This is a genomic window from Pseudomonas svalbardensis, from assembly GCF_030053115.1.
Lineage (GTDB): Bacteria > Pseudomonadota > Gammaproteobacteria > Pseudomonadales > Pseudomonadaceae > Aquipseudomonas > Aquipseudomonas svalbardensis.
Window position 1 is genome coordinate 3,044,502 of record NZ_CP125619.1, and the last position, 16,877, is coordinate 3,061,378.

18 protein-coding genes and 6 pseudogenes are annotated in these 16,877 nt (G+C 55.2%); 19 read left to right on the plus strand and 5 right to left on the minus strand.

The window, feature by feature from the left end:
- Positions 1-95: 95 nt before the first annotated feature.
- Both QFX16_RS14025 and QFX16_RS14030 read left to right on the plus strand, forming a co-directional pair.
- Positions 96-446 (plus strand): ArsR/SmtB family transcription factor, encoded by a 351-nt coding sequence (locus QFX16_RS14025; protein ID WP_283184387.1) that lies wholly within the window; start codon positions 96-98, stop codon positions 444-446.
- A 38-nt stretch (positions 447-484) separates the two neighbouring features.
- On the plus strand, positions 485-1,555 hold the full coding sequence (locus QFX16_RS14030; protein WP_283184388.1) for a flavin-containing monooxygenase: 1,071 nt from the start codon (positions 485-487) through the stop codon (positions 1,553-1,555).
- Between the two features lie 53 nt (positions 1,556-1,608).
- Here the strand turns inward: QFX16_RS14030 and QFX16_RS14035 are convergent, their stop codons facing one another.
- Complete coding sequence (locus QFX16_RS14035; RefSeq protein ID WP_283184389.1) at positions 1,609-2,826, minus strand: MFS transporter; 1,218 nt, start codon at positions 2,824-2,826, stop codon at positions 1,609-1,611.
- 121 nt (positions 2,827-2,947) lie between these two features.
- On the opposite strand from QFX16_RS14035, the gene QFX16_RS14040 reads away from it, so the two are divergent.
- From QFX16_RS14040 to arsJ, 11 genes are all read left to right on the plus strand, one after another.
- Complete coding sequence (locus QFX16_RS14040; protein WP_283184390.1) at positions 2,948-3,445, plus strand: MarR family winged helix-turn-helix transcriptional regulator; 498 nt, start codon at positions 2,948-2,950, stop codon at positions 3,443-3,445.
- 63 nt (positions 3,446-3,508) lie between these two features.
- Positions 3,509-4,012: an arsinothricin resistance N-acetyltransferase ArsN1 family A gene (locus QFX16_RS14045; protein ID WP_283184391.1), complete on the plus strand. Its 504-nt coding sequence runs from the start codon at positions 3,509-3,511 to the stop codon at positions 4,010-4,012.
- 11 nt (positions 4,013-4,023) lie between these two features.
- Positions 4,024-5,379 (plus strand): NAD(P)-binding domain-containing protein, encoded by a 1,356-nt coding sequence (locus QFX16_RS14050; protein WP_283184392.1) that lies wholly within the window; start codon positions 4,024-4,026, stop codon positions 5,377-5,379.
- Positions 5,380-5,700: 321 nt separating this feature from the next.
- Positions 5,701-6,114 carry an arsenate reductase ArsC gene (locus QFX16_RS14055; RefSeq protein WP_283184393.1) on the plus strand — a complete coding sequence of 138 codons (414 nt, stop codon included), beginning with the start codon at positions 5,701-5,703 and terminating at the stop codon, positions 6,112-6,114.
- A gap of 9 nt (positions 6,115-6,123) precedes the next feature.
- Positions 6,124-6,495 (plus strand): metalloregulator ArsR/SmtB family transcription factor, encoded by a 372-nt coding sequence (locus tag QFX16_RS14060; RefSeq protein WP_010455862.1) that lies wholly within the window; start codon positions 6,124-6,126, stop codon positions 6,493-6,495.
- Positions 6,496-6,522: 27 nt separating this feature from the next.
- Positions 6,523-6,993 (plus strand): arsenate reductase ArsC, encoded by a 471-nt coding sequence (locus QFX16_RS14065; protein WP_283184394.1) that lies wholly within the window; start codon positions 6,523-6,525, stop codon positions 6,991-6,993.
- Positions 6,994-7,010: 17 nt separating this feature from the next.
- Entirely contained in the window at positions 7,011-8,084 is a 1,074-nt protein-coding gene (arsB, locus tag QFX16_RS14070) for an ACR3 family arsenite efflux transporter (protein WP_283184395.1), read from the plus strand.
- Entirely contained in the window at positions 8,077-8,793 is a 717-nt protein-coding gene (gene arsH / locus QFX16_RS14075; RefSeq protein WP_283184396.1) for an arsenical resistance protein ArsH, read from the plus strand. The genes arsB and arsH overlap by 8 nt, the downstream gene beginning before the upstream one ends.
- A gap of 12 nt (positions 8,794-8,805) precedes the next feature.
- Complete coding sequence (locus tag QFX16_RS14080) at positions 8,806-9,318, plus strand: phosphatase domain-containing putative toxin (protein WP_283184397.1); 513 nt, start codon at positions 8,806-8,808, stop codon at positions 9,316-9,318.
- A gap of 23 nt (positions 9,319-9,341) precedes the next feature.
- Entirely contained in the window at positions 9,342-10,346 is a 1,005-nt protein-coding gene (locus tag QFX16_RS14085) for an ArsJ-associated glyceraldehyde-3-phosphate dehydrogenase (RefSeq protein ID WP_283184398.1), read from the plus strand.
- Positions 10,347-10,355: 9 nt separating this feature from the next.
- Positions 10,356-11,576 (plus strand): organoarsenical effux MFS transporter ArsJ, encoded by a 1,221-nt coding sequence (arsJ, locus tag QFX16_RS14090; RefSeq protein ID WP_283184399.1) that lies wholly within the window; start codon positions 10,356-10,358, stop codon positions 11,574-11,576.
- A 61-nt stretch (positions 11,577-11,637) separates the two neighbouring features.
- Here arsJ and QFX16_RS14095 read toward each other — a convergent pair.
- Positions 11,638-11,841, minus strand: a pseudogene (locus QFX16_RS14095) (hypothetical protein); the annotation flags it as partial.
- A gap of 105 nt (positions 11,842-11,946) precedes the next feature.
- Here QFX16_RS14095 and QFX16_RS14100 point away from each other — a divergent pair.
- Positions 11,947-12,115 (plus strand): annotated as a pseudogene (locus QFX16_RS14100) (DUF2986 domain-containing protein).
- Positions 12,116-12,320: 205 nt separating this feature from the next.
- Here QFX16_RS14100 and QFX16_RS14105 read toward each other — a convergent pair.
- Together QFX16_RS14105 and QFX16_RS14110 are read right to left on the minus strand one after the other, a co-directional pair.
- A complete protein-coding gene (locus QFX16_RS14105; protein WP_283184400.1) occupies positions 12,321-12,941 on the minus strand; it encodes a tyrosine-type recombinase/integrase in 621 nt (206 codons plus the stop codon).
- Positions 12,942-13,156: 215 nt separating this feature from the next.
- Positions 13,157-13,573 (minus strand): SRPBCC domain-containing protein, encoded by a 417-nt coding sequence (locus QFX16_RS14110; RefSeq protein ID WP_283184401.1) that lies wholly within the window; start codon positions 13,571-13,573, stop codon positions 13,157-13,159.
- Between the two features lie 351 nt (positions 13,574-13,924).
- Between QFX16_RS14110 and QFX16_RS14115 the strand changes: the two genes are divergently transcribed.
- Positions 13,925-14,689, plus strand: a complete 765-nt coding sequence (locus QFX16_RS14115; RefSeq protein ID WP_283184402.1) for a tetratricopeptide repeat protein — start codon at positions 13,925-13,927, stop codon at positions 14,687-14,689.
- A gap of 182 nt (positions 14,690-14,871) precedes the next feature.
- On the opposite strand, the pseudogene QFX16_RS14120 reads toward QFX16_RS14115, so the two are convergent.
- A pseudogene (locus tag QFX16_RS14120) lies at positions 14,872-15,081 on the minus strand (transposase); the annotation flags it as partial.
- Positions 15,082-15,285: 204 nt separating this feature from the next.
- Between QFX16_RS14120 and QFX16_RS14125 the strand changes: the two are divergent.
- The 4 genes and pseudogenes from QFX16_RS14125 (at position 15,286) to QFX16_RS14140 (ending at position 16,864) form a co-directional block, all read left to right on the plus strand.
- Positions 15,286-15,838: pseudogene (locus QFX16_RS14125) on the plus strand (chalcone isomerase family protein).
- A gap of 19 nt (positions 15,839-15,857) precedes the next feature.
- A pseudogene (locus QFX16_RS14130) lies at positions 15,858-16,186 on the plus strand (DUF3833 family protein); the annotation flags it as partial.
- A 61-nt stretch (positions 16,187-16,247) separates the two neighbouring features.
- Positions 16,248-16,376: pseudogene (locus QFX16_RS14135) on the plus strand (transcriptional regulator); the annotation flags it as partial.
- A 119-nt stretch (positions 16,377-16,495) separates the two neighbouring features.
- Entirely contained in the window at positions 16,496-16,864 is a 369-nt protein-coding gene (locus QFX16_RS14140; RefSeq protein ID WP_283184403.1) for a transposase domain-containing protein, read from the plus strand.
- The last annotated feature ends 13 nt before the right edge of the window (positions 16,865-16,877 follow it).

Below are 16,877 nucleotides of genomic sequence, written 5' to 3' on the forward strand. Positions count from 1 at the left end.
AGCTTGCAGGCATTGATCAGGCGCTATTGATATCTGCTGTTGACGTTCATTCGGACAATTGACGCGTGCATGGATATGCACATATAGTCATCCGCATGACAAACCGAACCTCTACACGTTCCCGTGCAATTGATGCCGCAATCGACTCTCTCGATGGAGCCTTCTTCAAAGCTCTATGCGAGCCGTCGCGGGTAGCTGTGCTCAAGCGAGTCATGCAACTGGGGCGAGCAGATATCGGTGAGATTGCCGAAGGGCTACCTCAAGAGCGTTCAGTGGTGTCCCGTCATCTGCAAGTGCTATTAGAGGCCGGCATTGTCCGCGCTACCAAGGTCAGCAGGCAGATGTTCTACGAGGTGGATGGGCCGGCAGTGGTGACACGGCTCGAAGCCATTCTCCAACAAATGAAGAGTCTGGCCCCGTTTTGCTGCCCTGGTATGCCAGAGTAGTTTTTTTATTATCTCTATATATGCATGAGTGCGCATACATGAACATAATTAATGAGCCCAAGGATGTCATCGTTATTGGTGCGGGCCAAGCTGGGCTTGCGTGCGGTTGGCATCTGCGGCAGCAGAATCTCAGTTTTCTCATCCTGGAAGCCGAGAGCCAGTCAGGTGGAAACTGGCGCAACTACTACGACAACCTGAGACTTTTTTCCCCTGCTGCTTACTCATCGTTACCTGGGATGCCCTTTCCAGCTGAAGCCAAGCACTATCCACTACGCGATGAAGTCGTACGTTATTTGGAGCAGTACGCTGACGCTTTCCAGCTACCCATTCGGCAGAACATACGAGTCCAGAGAGTGAGTAGGGAGGATGGACTCTTTTTGCTTCAGGCATCTGATGGTCAGCGTTTCTGCTCAAAAGCATTGATCGTTTGCATTGGCGGATTCAATCAGCCGTTCATCCCTGACATTCAGGGGCTGGGGAGTTTTCGCGGGCAACGTTTACACGGTGCTGATTACCGAAATGTCGACGGATTCAGTGATCAACGAGTAGTGGTCATAGGTGCTGCCAACTCAGCTGTACAAATTGCCCATGAGTTGGCTCAAGTCAGCAGCGTCGTATTGGCGACAAGGGAATCGATTCGGTTTTTTCCGCAAAAGATCCTCGGTGTGGATTTTCATGCTTGGCTCAAGTGGACAGGGATGGAGAAGACTCGTTGGCTGAATGATCAAAGTACCCCTGTACTGGATGATGGCACCTATCGTCGAGCCATGAAGCAGGGACTTTTTGAGCGCAAGCCGATGTTCACGGAGGTAACGTCAACGGGCGTGATCTGGGCTGATGGGCAGCACACTGACGTGGACAGTTTGGTTTTCGCGACCGGGTTTCGTCCGAACCTTGGTTTTTTGGCAGGTCTGCACGTGGCGGGCAATGAAAGCCTGACCCAACGCAACGGGAAGGCGGAGCACGTGCCGGGTTTGTATTTTGTGGGATTACCGAAGCAGCGTAACTTTGCTTCAGCAACCCTTAGAGGCGTTGGACCAGATGCTTCTCACATCATCCCTAGCTTGATGCGCTTCATTCACAATGCATCGTATCCAGTGTTCGCTTGATGCTGGGTATCGACTTTTTTCTGCTCAACACTGCGTCTACCGGAACATCATAATTACCTGCCTTTTTGCGTAATTGGCAGACGCCAAGTGGCGATGAAGCACAGCAACAGAAACCCGCACATCACGCTAAGCAGTACCGATGCTCCGAAGCTGTCCAGAACGTAAGCGGCGGCGATAGGGCCGCAGGCTTGGGCGACAAGGACGGGCCTTGCGAGCAGTCCCATTCGTGCGCCATATCCTTGAGGCCCGAACAGCGCCAATGGAAGAGTACCGCGAGCGATGGTGAGGATGCCGTTACCGGCTCCGTAAAGTGCTATCGCCACGAAGGCCAGCCAAGGCAGGCCTGAGATCAGCAGTCCAAGCCCGATCAAACAAAGCAACACACCGGCTCGTGCGGACCAAGTTGGATGGAGGTTCCTGCCTAGGGAAAACTCAGCCACCCGTGCCAGGACTTGCGAAGGACCAATCACCATGCCGATGGCCAAGGCCACAGCAGTTGTGATCCCCAGCTGATTAAGGACATTGAGCAGGTGGACTGAGATGCCTGATACCACAAGCGCCAGAATCGTCAGCATGGCGCCAATCAACAAGAACAGCTGGTTGGTGGCCCTTGGGCGAAGCTCGGAGGCATTGGGTGATTCTACTCTTGCGGGATGGGGCGGTTGCTTTGCGCTCCCAGGAATCAACAGCGCATGAATGGGCAATCCGATTAGCAGATGAGCTGCGGCGATGGTAAAGCAGGCGTTTCTCCAGCCGATCCAACTCTCCAGTCCCGCTATCACCGGCCAACCTATGGTGCTGGCGAAGCCACCCAACAAGGTCAGCCCAGTGATTGACGTTCGAGCCTCCTCCCCGAAAAGACGTCCTAGGGTTGAGAAGGCTGCGTCGTATAAACCCGCTGCCATGGCAACGCCGATCAGGGTCCAGGCGAGATAGTAAATGGCAGTGTTGTCCGCCAGTCCCATCAGTAGCATGCCGAGAGCCAGCAACAGTGAACTGGCGGCTAGGACAGAGCGTCCGCCATGACGATCAATCTGACGACCAACTGCCGGCGAGGAAGCTCCGGCGACCAGCAATCCCCAGGACAGGCCGCCCACTACGCTGGTAATGGACCACCCGGTTTCTTTGGCTATTGGAGCCGCAAGCACTGCCGGCAGGTAATAGGTCGTACCCCAAGCAAGAATCTGGGTGAAACCCATCGCCCATACGAGCCTGGAGCGACTGATCGGAGGATGAATCTGCTCTGGAAGTGTCAAGACCGGCGCGCTCATTTTTAGTTGTCAGTAACAACAAGCTAGCGCCTTCCTTTGGCTACCGTCAACCGAAGATCAGTGTTGACGATTCTGAGATTCCAGGATTACTGTTGCAGCTAACAACTAATTTGTGACGGTTATGACGAAGCGTAAAAACGATCAGCTGACTCAGGATTCTGAGGACTTGTACAAAGCGTTGAACCAGCTGGTTCGCGTCCATCAGTTCCGTGATCGAGATCGGATCTGCTGTTACGACGTGTCTGTAACCCAGTGCTATGCCGTCGAAACGCTGGTCAAAAGGGGCGCATTGCGCCTTCAGGTCTTGGCGGAAGAAATGTTCTTGGACAAGAGTACGGCGAGTCGAGTGATCGATACCTTGGAACGCAAAGGGTATGTGTCCCGCGTTGAGGATGATGAAGATCGGCGTGCTGTGCGAATTCAGGCAACGGATGCTGGACGTGAGCTATACGAGAAAATCAGAGCTGATCTGATTGCTGAGGAGCGAGCGATGATTGAGAACCTGTCAGTTGAAGCCAGGCAGGGAGCGCTGAGTTTGCTGAGGCAGATTACGCGGGCCACGGAGATTCGCTGCGGGCTCGTGAGTGAGTGCTGCCCAGCCGTGAAGAGCAAGGATTGAAAGGGCAAATTTTCCTTTTTTTGCCAATAATGTTGTTACTACCAACGTAATGGGGCTCCAACAATGCGAGTTCGTTTAGCTGAACCCAAGGACACCGTTTCAATAGCAGCAATCTACAACCAGGGGATCGAGGAACGTAGCTCTACGTTTGAAACTGCCCCTCGAAGCCCGGCAGAAATGCTTGATCGCATCAACTCAATGGATCGTTATCCAGTGTTGGTCATGGTCGATGCGGCGGAACAGGTTGTTGGCTGGGCTGGACTTAGTAGTTATCGCGCCCGCGCCTGTTACGACGGTATCGCGGATTTTTCCATTTACCTGGATCGCAGTGTTCGCGGCCAGGGGCTCGGCAAGCAGCTACTACAGTCACTGCTGGAAGAAGCCGAAGTTCGCGGATTCTGGAAAGTCCTTTCACGCATTTTCACCTTCAATCACGCCAGTCTCGCTTTGTGCGAAGCCTGCGGTTTCCGCCAGGTGGGGGTGTATGAAAAACACGCCTGCCTGGAAGGACGCTGGCTCGACTGCGCAATTGTCGAGCGCCTGTTTCCGAACAATCAGCCAACCTGAAGGAGTCGGTCATGGATAACACTCACCTTCCCGTCGCCATCATTGGAGCAGGTCCAGTGGGCCTCGCCGCCGCAGCGCATCTGCTGGCCAGAGGTATCACTCCGCTGATTCTGGAAGCTGGGCCGAAAGCTGGGGCCAGCATTGAAGAATGGGCGCATGTGAAGATGTTCTCTCCATGGCAGTTCAACGTGGACAAGGAGGCGGTCAAACTTTTGTTGGCTGATGGTTGGACTCCACCACCGGAGAACGAGTATCCAACGGGCCGTGAACTGCTGGAACGTTTTGTTCGACCTCTCGCGGACCTCGAACAGATCAAGCGTCACTTGCAGCTCAATACCCGTGTTCTGGCAGCCACTCGCGTCGGTCAGGATGTGATGAAGACCCAGGGCAGATCGGCAGCTCCTTTTTTGCTGCGTGTCGCAGGGCCAACGGGTGAACAGGATGTGCGGGCCAGTGCTGTCATTGATGCCTCGGGCACCTACCTGACACCAAACTGGATGGGCGCCCATGGCATCCCTGCATTGGGCGAGATCGAGCATGCAGCGCACATTGCGTACGGCATTCCGGAGGTGCTGGGTCGTGCGCGGAATCGCTATGCCAACAAAAGAGTGCTGGTGGTGGGTGGTGGTCACTCCGCGTTTAACGCCCTACAGGATCTGGTGCGTCTGATTCAGGAGGCACCGCAAACCAAAGTGCTATGGGCGATCCGGGGTAATTCTCTTGAGCGCATTCTGGGTGGTGGTGCGAATGATCAATTGGAAGAGCGCGGAAAGCTCGGCCTGAAGATTCGCCAATTGCTGAATGACGGCGTGATCGGGCTGTTCAAAAACGTCGCTATCGATCAGGTTGTAGGCAATGGCCAAGGGTTGGTTGTGAAGGCGGGAGACCAGATACTTCCACCTGTGGACCAAATCATTGTGGCGACTGGATTCCGACCTGATATGAGCCTGCTCGCCGAGTTGCGTATCGCACTTGATCCCGCAACTCAAAGCGCAGTGTTGCTCGCTCCAATGATCGATCCCAACGAGCACAGCTGCGGTACGGTCAGACCTCATGGCGCGATAGAACTTGCGCATCCTGAGGAAGGTTTGTTCATTGTTGGGATGAAGAGCTATGGTCGGGCGCCTACGTTCTTGTTGATGACTGGGTATGAGCAAGTTCGCTCTGTCGTCGCGGCGCTGGCGGGTGATTGGGATGCGGCCAAAAGGGTTGAGCTGATCCTCCCGGAAACGGGCATTTGCAACTCGGATTTCGATGAAGTCGATGATCGCTTAAAGGCTTCGGCAAGTCAGACGTCTTGTTGTGGCACCGGAGAGACAATCCTTGAGGCCGCGCCTCGTACCTCGCCGGGTTGTTGCAAAGCCTAGTGCGCAGCAACCGAACCCGCCCTCGATGACCGGGGCGGGTTAGGGGCGACCTTCTTATTTTCTTTTGCACGTCCAGGTAGTCCTTGAACCAAGGAGCGACCTATTTCTGCGTGAGTGACAGATTCATTACAGAAACCATATATACACCACCGCAGATATTTGAAGAGACACGGAAGGCTGGCTAGCGTCTTAATACACAGTTTTCATTGAAGGTGCTGGGAGGAGTCCAATCGTTTTGATGGATTAATGGGTCGTTTGCTCTTTACCTTGCATGCGGAAAAACATATATTCGTTAAACCGCATATGAGCTGAGGCTTCACAATGACCAGCAAAGCCCGTGTCCTGTTCGTCTGTACTGCCAACGCTGCGCGCTCCCAGTTGGCCCAAGCGTTGCTGAGGCATACCGATTCGGAGCATTTCGAGGCGTTTAGCGCCGGCACAACTCCGACTCAGGTAGATCCGCGCACCTTCGAGGCGCTATCACACATCGGTGTGAGCACCGAAGGATTACGTAGCAAGTCGATAGACGAGTTCCGTGATGAGCGTTTCGATTACGTCATCACCTTGTGTGATAAAGCCGCAGCGGAATGCCTGTCTTTACCTGGAGCCGGTGAAGCATTGGCCTGGAGTTTTGAGGACCCGGTCACCAGCACCAAACCCGATGCCTTCCGTCACACCCTTCACGAAATTCATGAGCGCATCAAGATGTTCGTCTTGGTCAAAAACAAACACTGAGAAAACGATATGGCTGACCATCTGACACCGACCACTGTTTTCAAATGCCTGGCTGACGACACTCGGGTCCGCACGATGATGCTCATCACCCGTGAAGGAGAGCTTTGTGTTTGCGAGTTGACCTGCGCGTTGAACGAGAGTCAGCCAAAAATCTCCAGGCACCTGGCGCAACTGCGTACTTGCGGCCTATTGTCGGACCGTCGGCAAGGCCAATGGGTGTATTACCGACTGCACCCGAATCTCCCTGATTGGGTTCATCAAGTGCTGACCACCGTGCTGGAAAGCAACAAGCACTGGTTGAGCCCTGATGCCAAACGCCTTGATGAAATGGGTGACCGTCCTGAACGGGCAGCCGTGTGCTGTGAAAGCAAAATCGCCTGATTCCGCCTTCGACCACGAGATCACTCGATGAAAATCCTGTTCCTCTGCACTGCCAATAGCTGTCGCAGCATCCTCTGTGAAGCGGTCTTCAATCACTTGGCACCGGAAGGCATGAAAGCCTACAGCGCGGGCAGTCAGCCCAAAGGCGAAGTGCATCCGCTGAGTCTCAAGACTCTGGAAAACGCTGGTGTGTCGACGCTCGGGCTGTTCAGTAAGTCCAGCGATGTCCACGTGAACTTGGCACCTGATTTCGTCATCACGGTGTGCGACAAGGCTGCCGGTGAGGCCTGTCCGGTATTTTTCGGGCCGGCCACCAAGGCCCACTGGGGGCTGGCCGACCCCTCGGAATACCACGGAACTCAAGAAGAGATCGAGGCGGCTTTTGAAGCCACTTTGGAGCAGATCAAAACCCGTATTGAAGCCTTCCTGGCTATACCGCTTGCCCAGCTGAGTGCCGAACAGCTCAAGGCAGAGCTGGCCCTGATTGGCACGCTGTAACTACCGGAGCAAGGATCATGAGTAAAAGCCGCCTTTCTTTCCTGGACCGATACCTGACCCTGTGGATTTTTCTTGCCATGGCCTTGGGCATCGGTTTGGGGAGCCTGTTCGAAGGCTGGCCGCAGTGGCTCAACAGTCTTTCTGTGGGCACAACCAACATCCCCATCGCTATCGGCTTGATCGTGATGATGTATCCGCCTCTGGCCAAGGTTCGTTATGAGGAACTGCCGGAGGTCTTCAAGGACAAGCGCATCCTCGTTTTGTCTTTGGTCCAGAACTGGGTGATAGGACCGGTGTTGATGTTCGCGCTGGCGATCATCTTCCTGCGGGACCAGCCGGAATACATGACCGGACTGATCCTGATCGGTCTGGCTCGTTGCATCGCGATGGTGCTGGTCTGGAACCAGATCGCGGGTGGCAACAATCAGTACGTCGCCGGGTTGGTGGCGTTCAACAGCATCTTCCAGATCCTGTTTTTCAGTGTGTATGCCTGGGTCTTCCTTGGGTTGTTGCCGCCGCTGTTCGGGCTGGAAGGCAGTGTGATTGAGACCAGCTTTGTCAGCATTGCCGAGTCGGTCCTGATCTACCTGGGTGTGCCGTTCCTGGCAGGCTTCCTGACCCGCAGGATCCTCATCGCCCGTAAAGGCGAAGCTTGGTTCCAGGAACGCTTCATTCCGAAGATCAGCCCGCTGACGCTGGTGGCACTGCTGTTGACCATCGTGGCCATGTTCAGCCTCAAGGGTGACGTAGTGCTGCAATTGCCGCTGGATGTGTTGCGCATTGCGATCCCCCTGACGATCTACTTCGTGGTGATGTTCTTCATCAGCTTCTGGATGGGCAAGCTGCTCAAGGCTGATTATCCACGCACCACTGCACTGGCTTTCACAGCCGCGAGCAACAACTTCGAACTGGCGATTGCCGTGGCCATTGCCACCTTCGGCCTGGCTTCCCCGGTCGCCTTCGCCACGGTGATTGGTCCGCTGGTGGAAGTGCCGGTACTGATTTCTCTGGTCGGTGTTGCTCTCTGGTTGAAACGCCGTTGGTTCGATGAATCCAAGAGCGCCATTGCGCAGGACAAAGACTATGTTTGATGACGATATCCCCCAACTCGATACCGAACTGGTTGATCTCCCATCGGCTGACAAACTCGGTATCGAAAAGACCTCCATCCACAAGCCGCGCATTTTGCTGCTGTACGGGTCGACCCGTGAGCGCTCCTTCAGCCGCCTGTTGGTAGAGGAAGCCGCTCGACTGCTGGAGCACTTCGGCGCCGAGGCGCGGGTTTTCAATCCGTCAGGTTTGCCGCTGCCAGATGACGCCCCCGATAATCATCCTCGGGTTCAGGAACTGCGCGAGCTGATGCTGTGGTCCGAGGGGCAGGTCTGGTGCTCTCCAGAACGTCACGGTTCCATGAGCGCGGTCTTCAAAGCGCAGATCGACTGGGTCCCGCTGGCGATGGGCGCGGTACGCCCAACCCAGGGCAAAACCCTAGCCGTCATGCAGGTGTGCGGCGGCTCGCAGTCGTTCAACGTGGTCAATCAGCTGCGTGTGCTGGGACGTTGGATGCGCATGTTCACCATCCCCAACCAATCCTCCGTACCGAAGGCCTATATGGAATTCGACGACAACGGCCGGATGAAACCTTCTCCGTTCTACGACCGTGTCGTTGATGTGATGGAAGAGTTGGTGAAATTCACTCTGCTGCTTCGTGACCGCCAGGGCTATCTGGTTGATCGTTATTCCGAGCGCAAAGAGTCAGCGGAAGAACTCATGAAACGTGTCAATCAGCGCTCCATCTGAGGATTTTTCAACGTGCAACAACACCCATATTCCGTACTGCCCCTGGCACAGTTCAAAGGCCAGTTGATCTTCACCCCGTGCCCAGGCACGAAGGGCACCAAGCCTTTCGAGGCGTTACAAACCCTTAAGGACGCGGGGGCATCGGCGCTGCTGACGCTGATGCCGACTGAGGAGTTGCTTCAGAACGAGATCGACGTACTGCCCGAAGAGTGCCAAATGCTTGGCATCGAGTGGTTTCACCTGCCAGTAGAAGACGACCAGGCTCCTGGCGAAGCATTTAAAGCCGCGTGGGAACAGCACCATCCGCGACTCAAGCAACTGTTGGCCGAAGGAAAAACCATTGCCGTCCATTGCAAGGGCGGTTCGGGCCGTACCGGTTTGGTCGCCGCTCAACTGTTGATCGAGAGCGGTGTGCCATTCAGCGTTGCCATCCGCGATGTTCAGTCGTTGCGTCCGCGTGCCATTCAACATCCTGCCCATATCGAATACATCGGCCAGTTCGACACCCAGTCGAACTCCCACTGACAACAGATACGGAGCACAACAACATGACTATCAAAGTTGGCATCAATGGTTTTGGTCGGATCGGTCGCCTCGCTCTGCGAGCGGCCTGGAGCTGGCCAGAGTTCGAGTTCGTGCAGATCAATGATCCGGCAGGCGATGCAGTAACCCATGCACACCTGATCAACTTCGACTCTGTGCATGGTCGTTGGCACAACGAAGCCAGCGCAGAGGGCGATCATGTGGTGATTGGCGGCAAGCGCATCAAGGTCACCGCCAACAAGGCGATTGCCGACACCGATTGGTCGGGCTGCGATCTGGTGATCGAAGCCAGCGGCAAGATGAAAACCGTGGAGGTGTTGCAGGCCTATCTGGATCAGGGCGTTAAGCGTGTGGTGGTCTGCGCTCCGGTGAAGGAAAAAGGCGCGTTGAACGTCGTCATGGGCGTCAACCATCAGCTGTTCAAACCGGCGGAACATCGCATCGTCACCGCTGCGTCGTGCACCACCAACTGCCTGGCGCCCGTGGTGAAAGTCATCCACGAAAAACTGGGTATTCGTCACGGTTCGATCACCACCATCCACGACCTGACCAATACCCAAAGCATCCTCGATCAGCCGCACAAGGATCTGCGGCGGGCGCGTGCTTCGGGCATGAGCCTGATTCCGACCAGTACCGGCTCGGCCACTGCAATTGCCGAAATCTTCCCAGAGCTGCGTGGGCGTCTGAATGGTCACGCGGTACGCGTACCGCTGGCCAACGCTTCGCTGACCGATTGTGTCTTCGAGGTCGAGCGTGCCACCACTGTCGAGGAGGTGAATCAACTTCTCAAGGACGCTTCCGAGAACGAGCTAAAAGACATCCTCGGTTTCGAGGAGCGTCCGCTGGTGTCCATCGACTACCGTACCGACCCGCGTTCGTCGATCATCGATGCGCTGTCGACCATGGTTATCAATGGCACCCAGGTCAAACTTTACGCTTGGTACGACAACGAGTGGGGCTATGCCAACCGCACCGTCGAACTGGCCAAAATGGTTGGTCTGGCAGTCTGAGGAGCGGTCATGAAAGCGTTGTCTGCCCTCGCTCCGGAAGTGCGGCAGTACCTGCTCGTGACGGGCAATTACTGGGCCTTCACCCTCACCGATGGCGCTCTGCGCATGTTGGTGGTGCTGCACTTTCACGCGTTGGGCTACAGCCCACTGCAAATCGCGGCGTTGTTTCTGTTCTACGAACTCTTTGGTGTGATCACCAACCTGGTGGGTGGCTACCTCGGCGCCCGGCTGGGCCTGAACCGAACCATGAACATTGGGTTGGGCATCCAGGTCGCGGCGCTGTTGATGCTGACGGTACCGGTAGCCTGGCTAACCATCCCGTGGGTGATGGGCGCTCAGGCGCTGTCGGGGATTGCCAAAGACCTGAACAAGATGAGTGCCAAAAGCTCCATCAAGCTTCTGGTTCCTGATGGGCAGCAGGGCAAGCTCTACCAGTGGGTGGCGATCCTCACCGGCTCGAAGAACGCACTCAAGGGCGTCGGCTTCTTTCTTGGTGGAGCCTTGCTGGCCTTCATCGGCTTCAAGGGCGCGTTGCTGGCCATGGCGGGTGTCCTGGGGCTGATCTGGATCAGCAGCTTGCTCTTGTTGAAGAAGGACCTGGGCAAAGCGAAAGCCAAGCCCAAATTTCGCGACATCCTATCCAAGAGCCGGGCGATCAATATCCTCTCAGCGGCGCGGATGTTTCTGTTCGGTGCCCGCGATGTCTGGTTTGTGGTGGCCTTGCCGGTCTACCTGAGCAGCGTGTTCGGCTGGGATTTCTGGAAGGTCGGTGGATTCCTCGCAGCCTGGGTGATCGGCTACGGCATCGTGCAATCGTTCGCGCCGCGAATCACCGGCAAGAAACGGGGGCATGTTCCTGACGGCCGCGCTGCGCTTCTGTGGGCGCTTGCTCTGGCAGGCCTGCCCGCAGCAATTGCTTTGGGACTGAACACCGGGTTGTCGCAACAGGGGGGGCTCTTAGGCGGATTGATGGTCTTTGGTGCGCTGTTTGCGGTGAACTCCTCGCTGCACAGCTACCTGATTGTGTCCTACGCCAAGGAAGACGGCGTATCGCTGGATGTGGGGTTTTATTACATGTCGAACGCTATGGGACGGTTGATAGGCACGGTGCTTTCCGGCTGGGTTTATCAAGTGTATGGGCTGGGGGCGTGCTTATGGATATCGAGTGCATTCGTGCTGTTCGCAGCTTTGATTTCGATTGCATTGCCTCGTCACGCGTTTAGTGAATGACTGCTTTTGGCCGATTTCGGCCCGTCATGACTGATGGAAATCCACGACTCATAGCGGTCAAGAGTTTGCTGTCGATTGCTAGATTACACACAGCCACGCCCCGGGTTTTGTATGCTAGCTCAAGCTTCACTCGAGTCGCCCAGGTATCCCTGAGCCGGAGTGGCGCTTTTTGCCCCACGAGCTTTCCTTTGTTCCAGGGCGCCCGGCTCGAATCTTGGTTACGGTCATGGTTCGTCCTCCGTCTGAATGAAGGACTAGAGTGCATGTCCAACGGAACTGACCGCTGACCGCCCTAAGTGAGCATTCACCGGGATCTGGCCCAATATTTAAGCCGATATCATTCAAGAACTTACAAACCTCGTAGAAAAACATGAATCGTCGTAAAAAAATAAATCAGTTATTAAAGGCTCACGCCAAAAAGGCTAGTGCCAAATTGGCACCGGGGGCCGCCAAGCAAGTCTAAATACATTAGTAAAGCTGGCCGATTGAAGCTGGCTGCTGAATCCAGTCACGACTCAATCATTTCCTCAGAGAGCTGATCTATGTAGCTTAAGCACCACCGGAATTTACAAATTTGATTGGGCTATTCAATCCGATGGCACGTACCGCGAGGACGCGGCCTAACAATTCATTTATGCCGAAACCCCTTCGCGGCTCTGAATCGAACCAGATTCCCTCGGTACATTCGACTGCCTGCTTTTGGCCGGATAGCGACGGTCAAGCATCGACCGTCACTATGGATGGTCAGACTTCCGTTTGTTCCGCCATTTCCAGGGCATCATCTACCTCGATTCCCAGGTATCTGATGGTGCTTTCAAGCTTCGTATGACCAAGCAGAAGCTGGACCGCTCTCAGGTTCTTCGTCCTGCGATAGATCAGCGATGCCTTGGTTCGCCGTAGTGTGTGAGTACCGTACATGGTTGGGTCAAGACCAATGGCTGTCACCCACGCTTTGACTATTCGAGCGTACTGCCTGGTGGAAAGATGGTCTGAAGCGTGCAATCGGGTCGGAAACAAGAAGTCCTCGCTGCGGAGGTGCGCCTGATGCATCCACGCCTCCAAAACCGTTCGGGTTTGCTCAGTGATTTCAAATTGCACGGGGTGCTGAGTTTTCTGCTGCATCACGATGGCCCGTGAGGAAACATGCTCCCCATGGGCGATGTCTCGGACTCGCAGCTTGGTTAAGTCACAGGCACGTAGCTTGCTGTCGATGGCCAAGTTGAAGAGTGCTAAATCACGTGTCTTCTCCGCGAGCTGGAGTCTGACCCGGATGGCCCAGATATCTCTGACTCGGAGGGGGGCTTTCTGCCCGACAAGCTTTCCCTTGTTCCAAGGCTGATGGCTGTATTTTGCAATAATGTTCATGGCTCGTCCTCCACGTTGAGGGAGGACAAGGGTGGATCAGTCACAACGAGTGGTGGTCGCTATTCGACCCTATGCAGACATTCGCTAAGTTGCAGGGTGGCTAAGGATTTTAGCGACCATTCCAACCCGCTGCCGGAAGCGGGCAGACTACTGCGAGGCATGAGCGAGTACGCGAAGCTTTAAGTGATCGGGTGCGGCCTCTATGGGCTTCGCTGTTACTCCGTGGTGAATTGCCGCTCGACGTATCGAGCGAAGCGGTTAAGGACGATTTGCCATTCCTCGCGCTGCTGATCTTCCGGTTGCGTTGATTCGGCGTCGAAGGTCTGACGAATCGTGACGCCCTTGTCAGATTCGACAAAATCTAATCGAACCACGCGGCCGTCGTTGTCTCGAAATTCAATCAGTCGGTTTAGCTCTATCTGCGTGTAGGTGGCAGCGAAGTCGAATCCCAGACCGCCGTCATTGGCTTCAATGCGCAACAAAAGCTTCCCGCCAACCTTCAGATCATTCGATGCCCTTGTGGTGTGCCAATCGTCAGAGGCGTCCCATTGCACGATGTCCTCGGGATTGTTGAAAGCTTGCCAAGTGTCAGCGATGGGAGCGGCAACGCTCGTTTCGATGTTGATTTTCATAATGTAATGACCATTTCTTTAGTTCAGCGAATGGAAGCACTGAATGACGATTGAGTTTATCGGTGAAGCACAACATTAATGCCTTGCCCTTGCTGGGTCAGCACTGAGCGGTGTTAGATAGCGCCTCCCGAAATGGCGGCTATTGGCCGTTTTCTGCCCCAGCGTGAAGTGCAGCAACGGATCACGCTTGGATGTTGTTGCATAAAAAAATGATACTGGTTACGACGGCTGTTGCAGCGGGAACTTCAGGGTGCCAGTCAGGTCAATTGGGGCCCTGTATAGGAAATGCCGAGCAGCGCTGTGGTCTGTTTTACGGCAGTTCCGTCCGAGATCAGTCGAGTCCGCCCTCTGATGCCATCCAAGAGTTTTCTGCCGGGTCTCATCCTGGTGTTCTGCGCTGTCGTGTCGATTTGTTCGGTTGCTGCCGAGCGAAGAGCGCCAACGCAAAGTAACAGCGCATCAACCACCCTGATCGAAACCGCCTCGCGGCAGTATGAAAGTGGACAGTTGGATCAGGCCGCTGCCACGCTGGAGCGTGCCCTGCATATCCAGCCGAACAATCCCGCGACGCTGCATTACCTCGGTGTGTTGCGTCTTCAGCAGGGGCAGTACCAGCAGGCTAAAACGTTGGCGGCGCGCTCGAACATGCGGGTTGGGCGCAACGTCGAGCTACGCAACCGCAACTTCCAATTGATCCAGGCGGCGCAGCAGGCCCAGTCTTCGAGTACCCCACCCATAGCCAAAGAGAATCTGGTCGCAGTACCGAAGGGGCTGGAAGAGGAATCCCAAAGGCGCCGCGAAGCAGAAACGGCCGTTGCTGAACAATCCACTCCGGGCACTGGGCGCGACGCTGGCAACTCCGCCCGCACAAAGGCAGATTGGGTATCGGATTCACCGACGGCTGGCAGACCTGGGCCCGAAGGAAAATTGCAAATGGCTTCCGTCGAGCCAGAGCCCGCATACGATGAAGTTGAGATTCCCCGCGGTCATATGCCGCCTCCGGGGAAATGCCGAATCTGGTTTCCTGGTCGCCCGCCAGGGCATCAGCCCGCACCCGGCAAATGCAAGAAGTTGCGATATCGGGTTCCGTCAGGGGCCTATTTGGTGCGGGGTTGAGTTTCCGAGTGTCTACTTGTGGCCTATTTAGTTGAAAAGGTGGGATTTTAGCTGGCCTGAACTCAGGCACGACCACCATCGTAGAACCTACTCACTACATTGAAAGGTTTCTCAGCTCTTCATTGACCTTTGCTGCTCTGTTATTGGGTTGGTTTGAGGTTTTTTGCTTAGTGCAGGCGCGCCTATCCTGTGACCGGTGGCCCTTGAGATGTAAATTTGGCCAGCCGTCGCAGGTTCTGCACCGCGGCGGCCAGCTTGAACTCATCGGTCGCGCGACTCATGTCACGTAGTCTCAGGCTATCCAATTTCAGGATGCGCTTGAGGTGGGCAAACAACATTTCGACCTTTTTACGTTCGTGGCTAGAGCGCACGTACACAGGTGTCGCTGCGATTCGAAGACTACAAGGAGCAGCGTCTGCACAACGCTTTCAATTGTCGCTTGCCGAGGGAGTTCAGGCGCTTGGCAATAGCATTATTTGAACAAGGCGTTGGCGTCCGTTTTTGTGGGGGCAAGCCCAGTTTGAGACGTTAGCTGTACAAAATAATAATTTGGTATAACTTTTAAAGGCGCCCATTGAGTTTTACTGAGGTCTTGCATGACTATGCAGACGGATCGCTTAATCCGCCGCGTTATCTGTCTTGTTCTGATGCTCCAGAGTGCAGAACTATTTGCTGATTGGCGTGAGGCTTTACCCGATGCTCGTCTGTTGGGTAGCGGGGATATGCGAGTATTTGGTTTTTCCATCTACAGCGCGCATTTCTGGAGCCCACGCCTGATTGCCGGTGAACCGCTGGGTGCAGATGTGCCTTTTGCGCTGGAGTTGACCTACAGTCGCGCTATTAGTCGCGATGATCTGGTCGAGGCCAGCATCAAGGAAATCCGTCGCCTGTCACCCAACTCCCTGAATTCAGAGCTGATGGCTCGCTGGGAGTGGGAAATGCAGCAAGCGTTTGTCGATGTGGGCGCAGGTGACCGCATCACCGGAGTCTATATGCCTGGAGAGGGCGCACGTTTTTACGTCGGCGAGAACCTACAGCATGTGGTGAGGGATGATGCGTTCGCCAAAGCCTTTTTTTGCGATCTGGCTTGACCCCCGAACACGTAACCCGGAGCTGCGCGCCCAATTGCTGGGCGCAGCTAAACCCTGAGGTCGTTGAGCAAATGCACATGTTGAAGATATGGATAATGCTGCTATGCATTGGCCTTGCGAGTTGAGCCGGGTAGATGTGCATACCTACAGCCAGGAGACGCCCAAGCTTGAGTTGCGCGAATTCTTCGAGGGCCGGGTCGAAGCTTGGGGTATGTTTCAAAAGCGTTCAGGCGAGGTCACCAAGCGCTTTCACGTGGAGATCAATGGCCACTCCGAAGGTAGCAGACTGATACTCGACGAATCATTTACTTACAGCGATGGTACTAAGCAAAAACGAGTGTGGACGCTAACCCCTGTTGGCCCTAGTCAATGGCGCGGAACTGCTGGCGACGTGGTGGGCGAGGCGCTGGTCGTCGTGCTCCAGCTGTCCAGTCGCAATTGGGTACGCGCACGCCACGCCACGCTAGGTGAAGGTCTACAAAAATCCAGAGTACGGCGAAGTCGTCGAAACCAAAGGCGGCAACCACAAAACGCTGAAGGAATGGAAAGCGAAATACGGCTCTGACTCTGTCGAGTCCTCCTGGCTGACCAAGTGAGTTTGGTTTGAGTACAAAAAAGGCCCAAGAAGGGTAATGCCGATCAGTTAAGCCCTCTTGCTTGACCTTTGGCCGCAAGAAATCAAAATCCGATGCCTGTACTGGCATCGGATTTTTTTATGCGTCTCGCTCGGGCCCTAGAACTGACCCACAATATCGCCTCCACCCCTAACTCAATCGAGGGACTGGATTCTTTACTCGATCCATCTTTGGTCGAGCAGGCACTTGAACAGGCCGGCGTGGCGACCCTGCGCAAGCGGCGTTTGCCGCTGGAAATGATGCTTTGGTGCGTGATCTCCATGGCGTTCTTTCGACGCATGTCGGCCTGGGATGTGGTCAGCCGCATGAACATCATGCTGCCGGGACAACGTCCGCTGGTGGCGCCCAGCGCCGTAGTCCAGGCCCGTCAGCGATTAGGCAGCGAAGCTGTGAAAGAGTGGAAAGCTAAATACGGCGCCGATAAAGTCGAGTCCTGGCTGGCCAAGTGATACTGGCTTGAGT

Bases quoted from the DNA above. Each gene is read 5' to 3' on its own strand.
- QFX16_RS14025 (WP_283184387.1), top strand. From the start codon at position 96: ATGACAAACCGAACCTCTACACGTTCCCGTGCAATTGATGCCGCAATC.
- QFX16_RS14030 (WP_283184388.1), top strand. From the start codon at position 485: ATGAACATAATTAATGAGCCCAAGGATGTCATCGTTATTGGTGCGGGC.
- QFX16_RS14035 (WP_283184389.1), bottom strand. From the start codon at position 2,826: ATGAGCGCGCCGGTCTTGACACTTCCAGAGCAGATTCATCCTCCGATC.
- QFX16_RS14040 (WP_283184390.1), top strand. From the start codon at position 2,948: ATGACGAAGCGTAAAAACGATCAGCTGACTCAGGATTCTGAGGACTTG.
- QFX16_RS14045 (WP_283184391.1), top strand. From the start codon at position 3,509: ATGCGAGTTCGTTTAGCTGAACCCAAGGACACCGTTTCAATAGCAGCA.
- QFX16_RS14050 (WP_283184392.1), top strand. From the start codon at position 4,024: ATGGATAACACTCACCTTCCCGTCGCCATCATTGGAGCAGGTCCAGTG.
- QFX16_RS14055 (WP_283184393.1), top strand. From the start codon at position 5,701: ATGACCAGCAAAGCCCGTGTCCTGTTCGTCTGTACTGCCAACGCTGCG.
- QFX16_RS14060 (WP_010455862.1), top strand. From the start codon at position 6,124: ATGGCTGACCATCTGACACCGACCACTGTTTTCAAATGCCTGGCTGAC.
- QFX16_RS14065 (WP_283184394.1), top strand. From the start codon at position 6,523: ATGAAAATCCTGTTCCTCTGCACTGCCAATAGCTGTCGCAGCATCCTC.
- arsB (WP_283184395.1), top strand. From the start codon at position 7,011: ATGAGTAAAAGCCGCCTTTCTTTCCTGGACCGATACCTGACCCTGTGG.
- arsH (WP_283184396.1), top strand. From the start codon at position 8,077: ATGTTTGATGACGATATCCCCCAACTCGATACCGAACTGGTTGATCTC.
- QFX16_RS14085 (WP_283184398.1), top strand. From the start codon at position 9,342: ATGACTATCAAAGTTGGCATCAATGGTTTTGGTCGGATCGGTCGCCTC.
- arsJ (WP_283184399.1), top strand. From the start codon at position 10,356: ATGAAAGCGTTGTCTGCCCTCGCTCCGGAAGTGCGGCAGTACCTGCTC.
- QFX16_RS14105 (WP_283184400.1), bottom strand. From the start codon at position 12,941: ATGAACATTATTGCAAAATACAGCCATCAGCCTTGGAACAAGGGAAAG.
- QFX16_RS14110 (WP_283184401.1), bottom strand. From the start codon at position 13,573: ATGAAAATCAACATCGAAACGAGCGTTGCCGCTCCCATCGCTGACACT.
- QFX16_RS14115 (WP_283184402.1), top strand. From the start codon at position 13,925: ATGCCATCCAAGAGTTTTCTGCCGGGTCTCATCCTGGTGTTCTGCGCT.
- QFX16_RS14140 (WP_283184403.1), top strand. From the start codon at position 16,496: ATGCGTCTCGCTCGGGCCCTAGAACTGACCCACAATATCGCCTCCACC.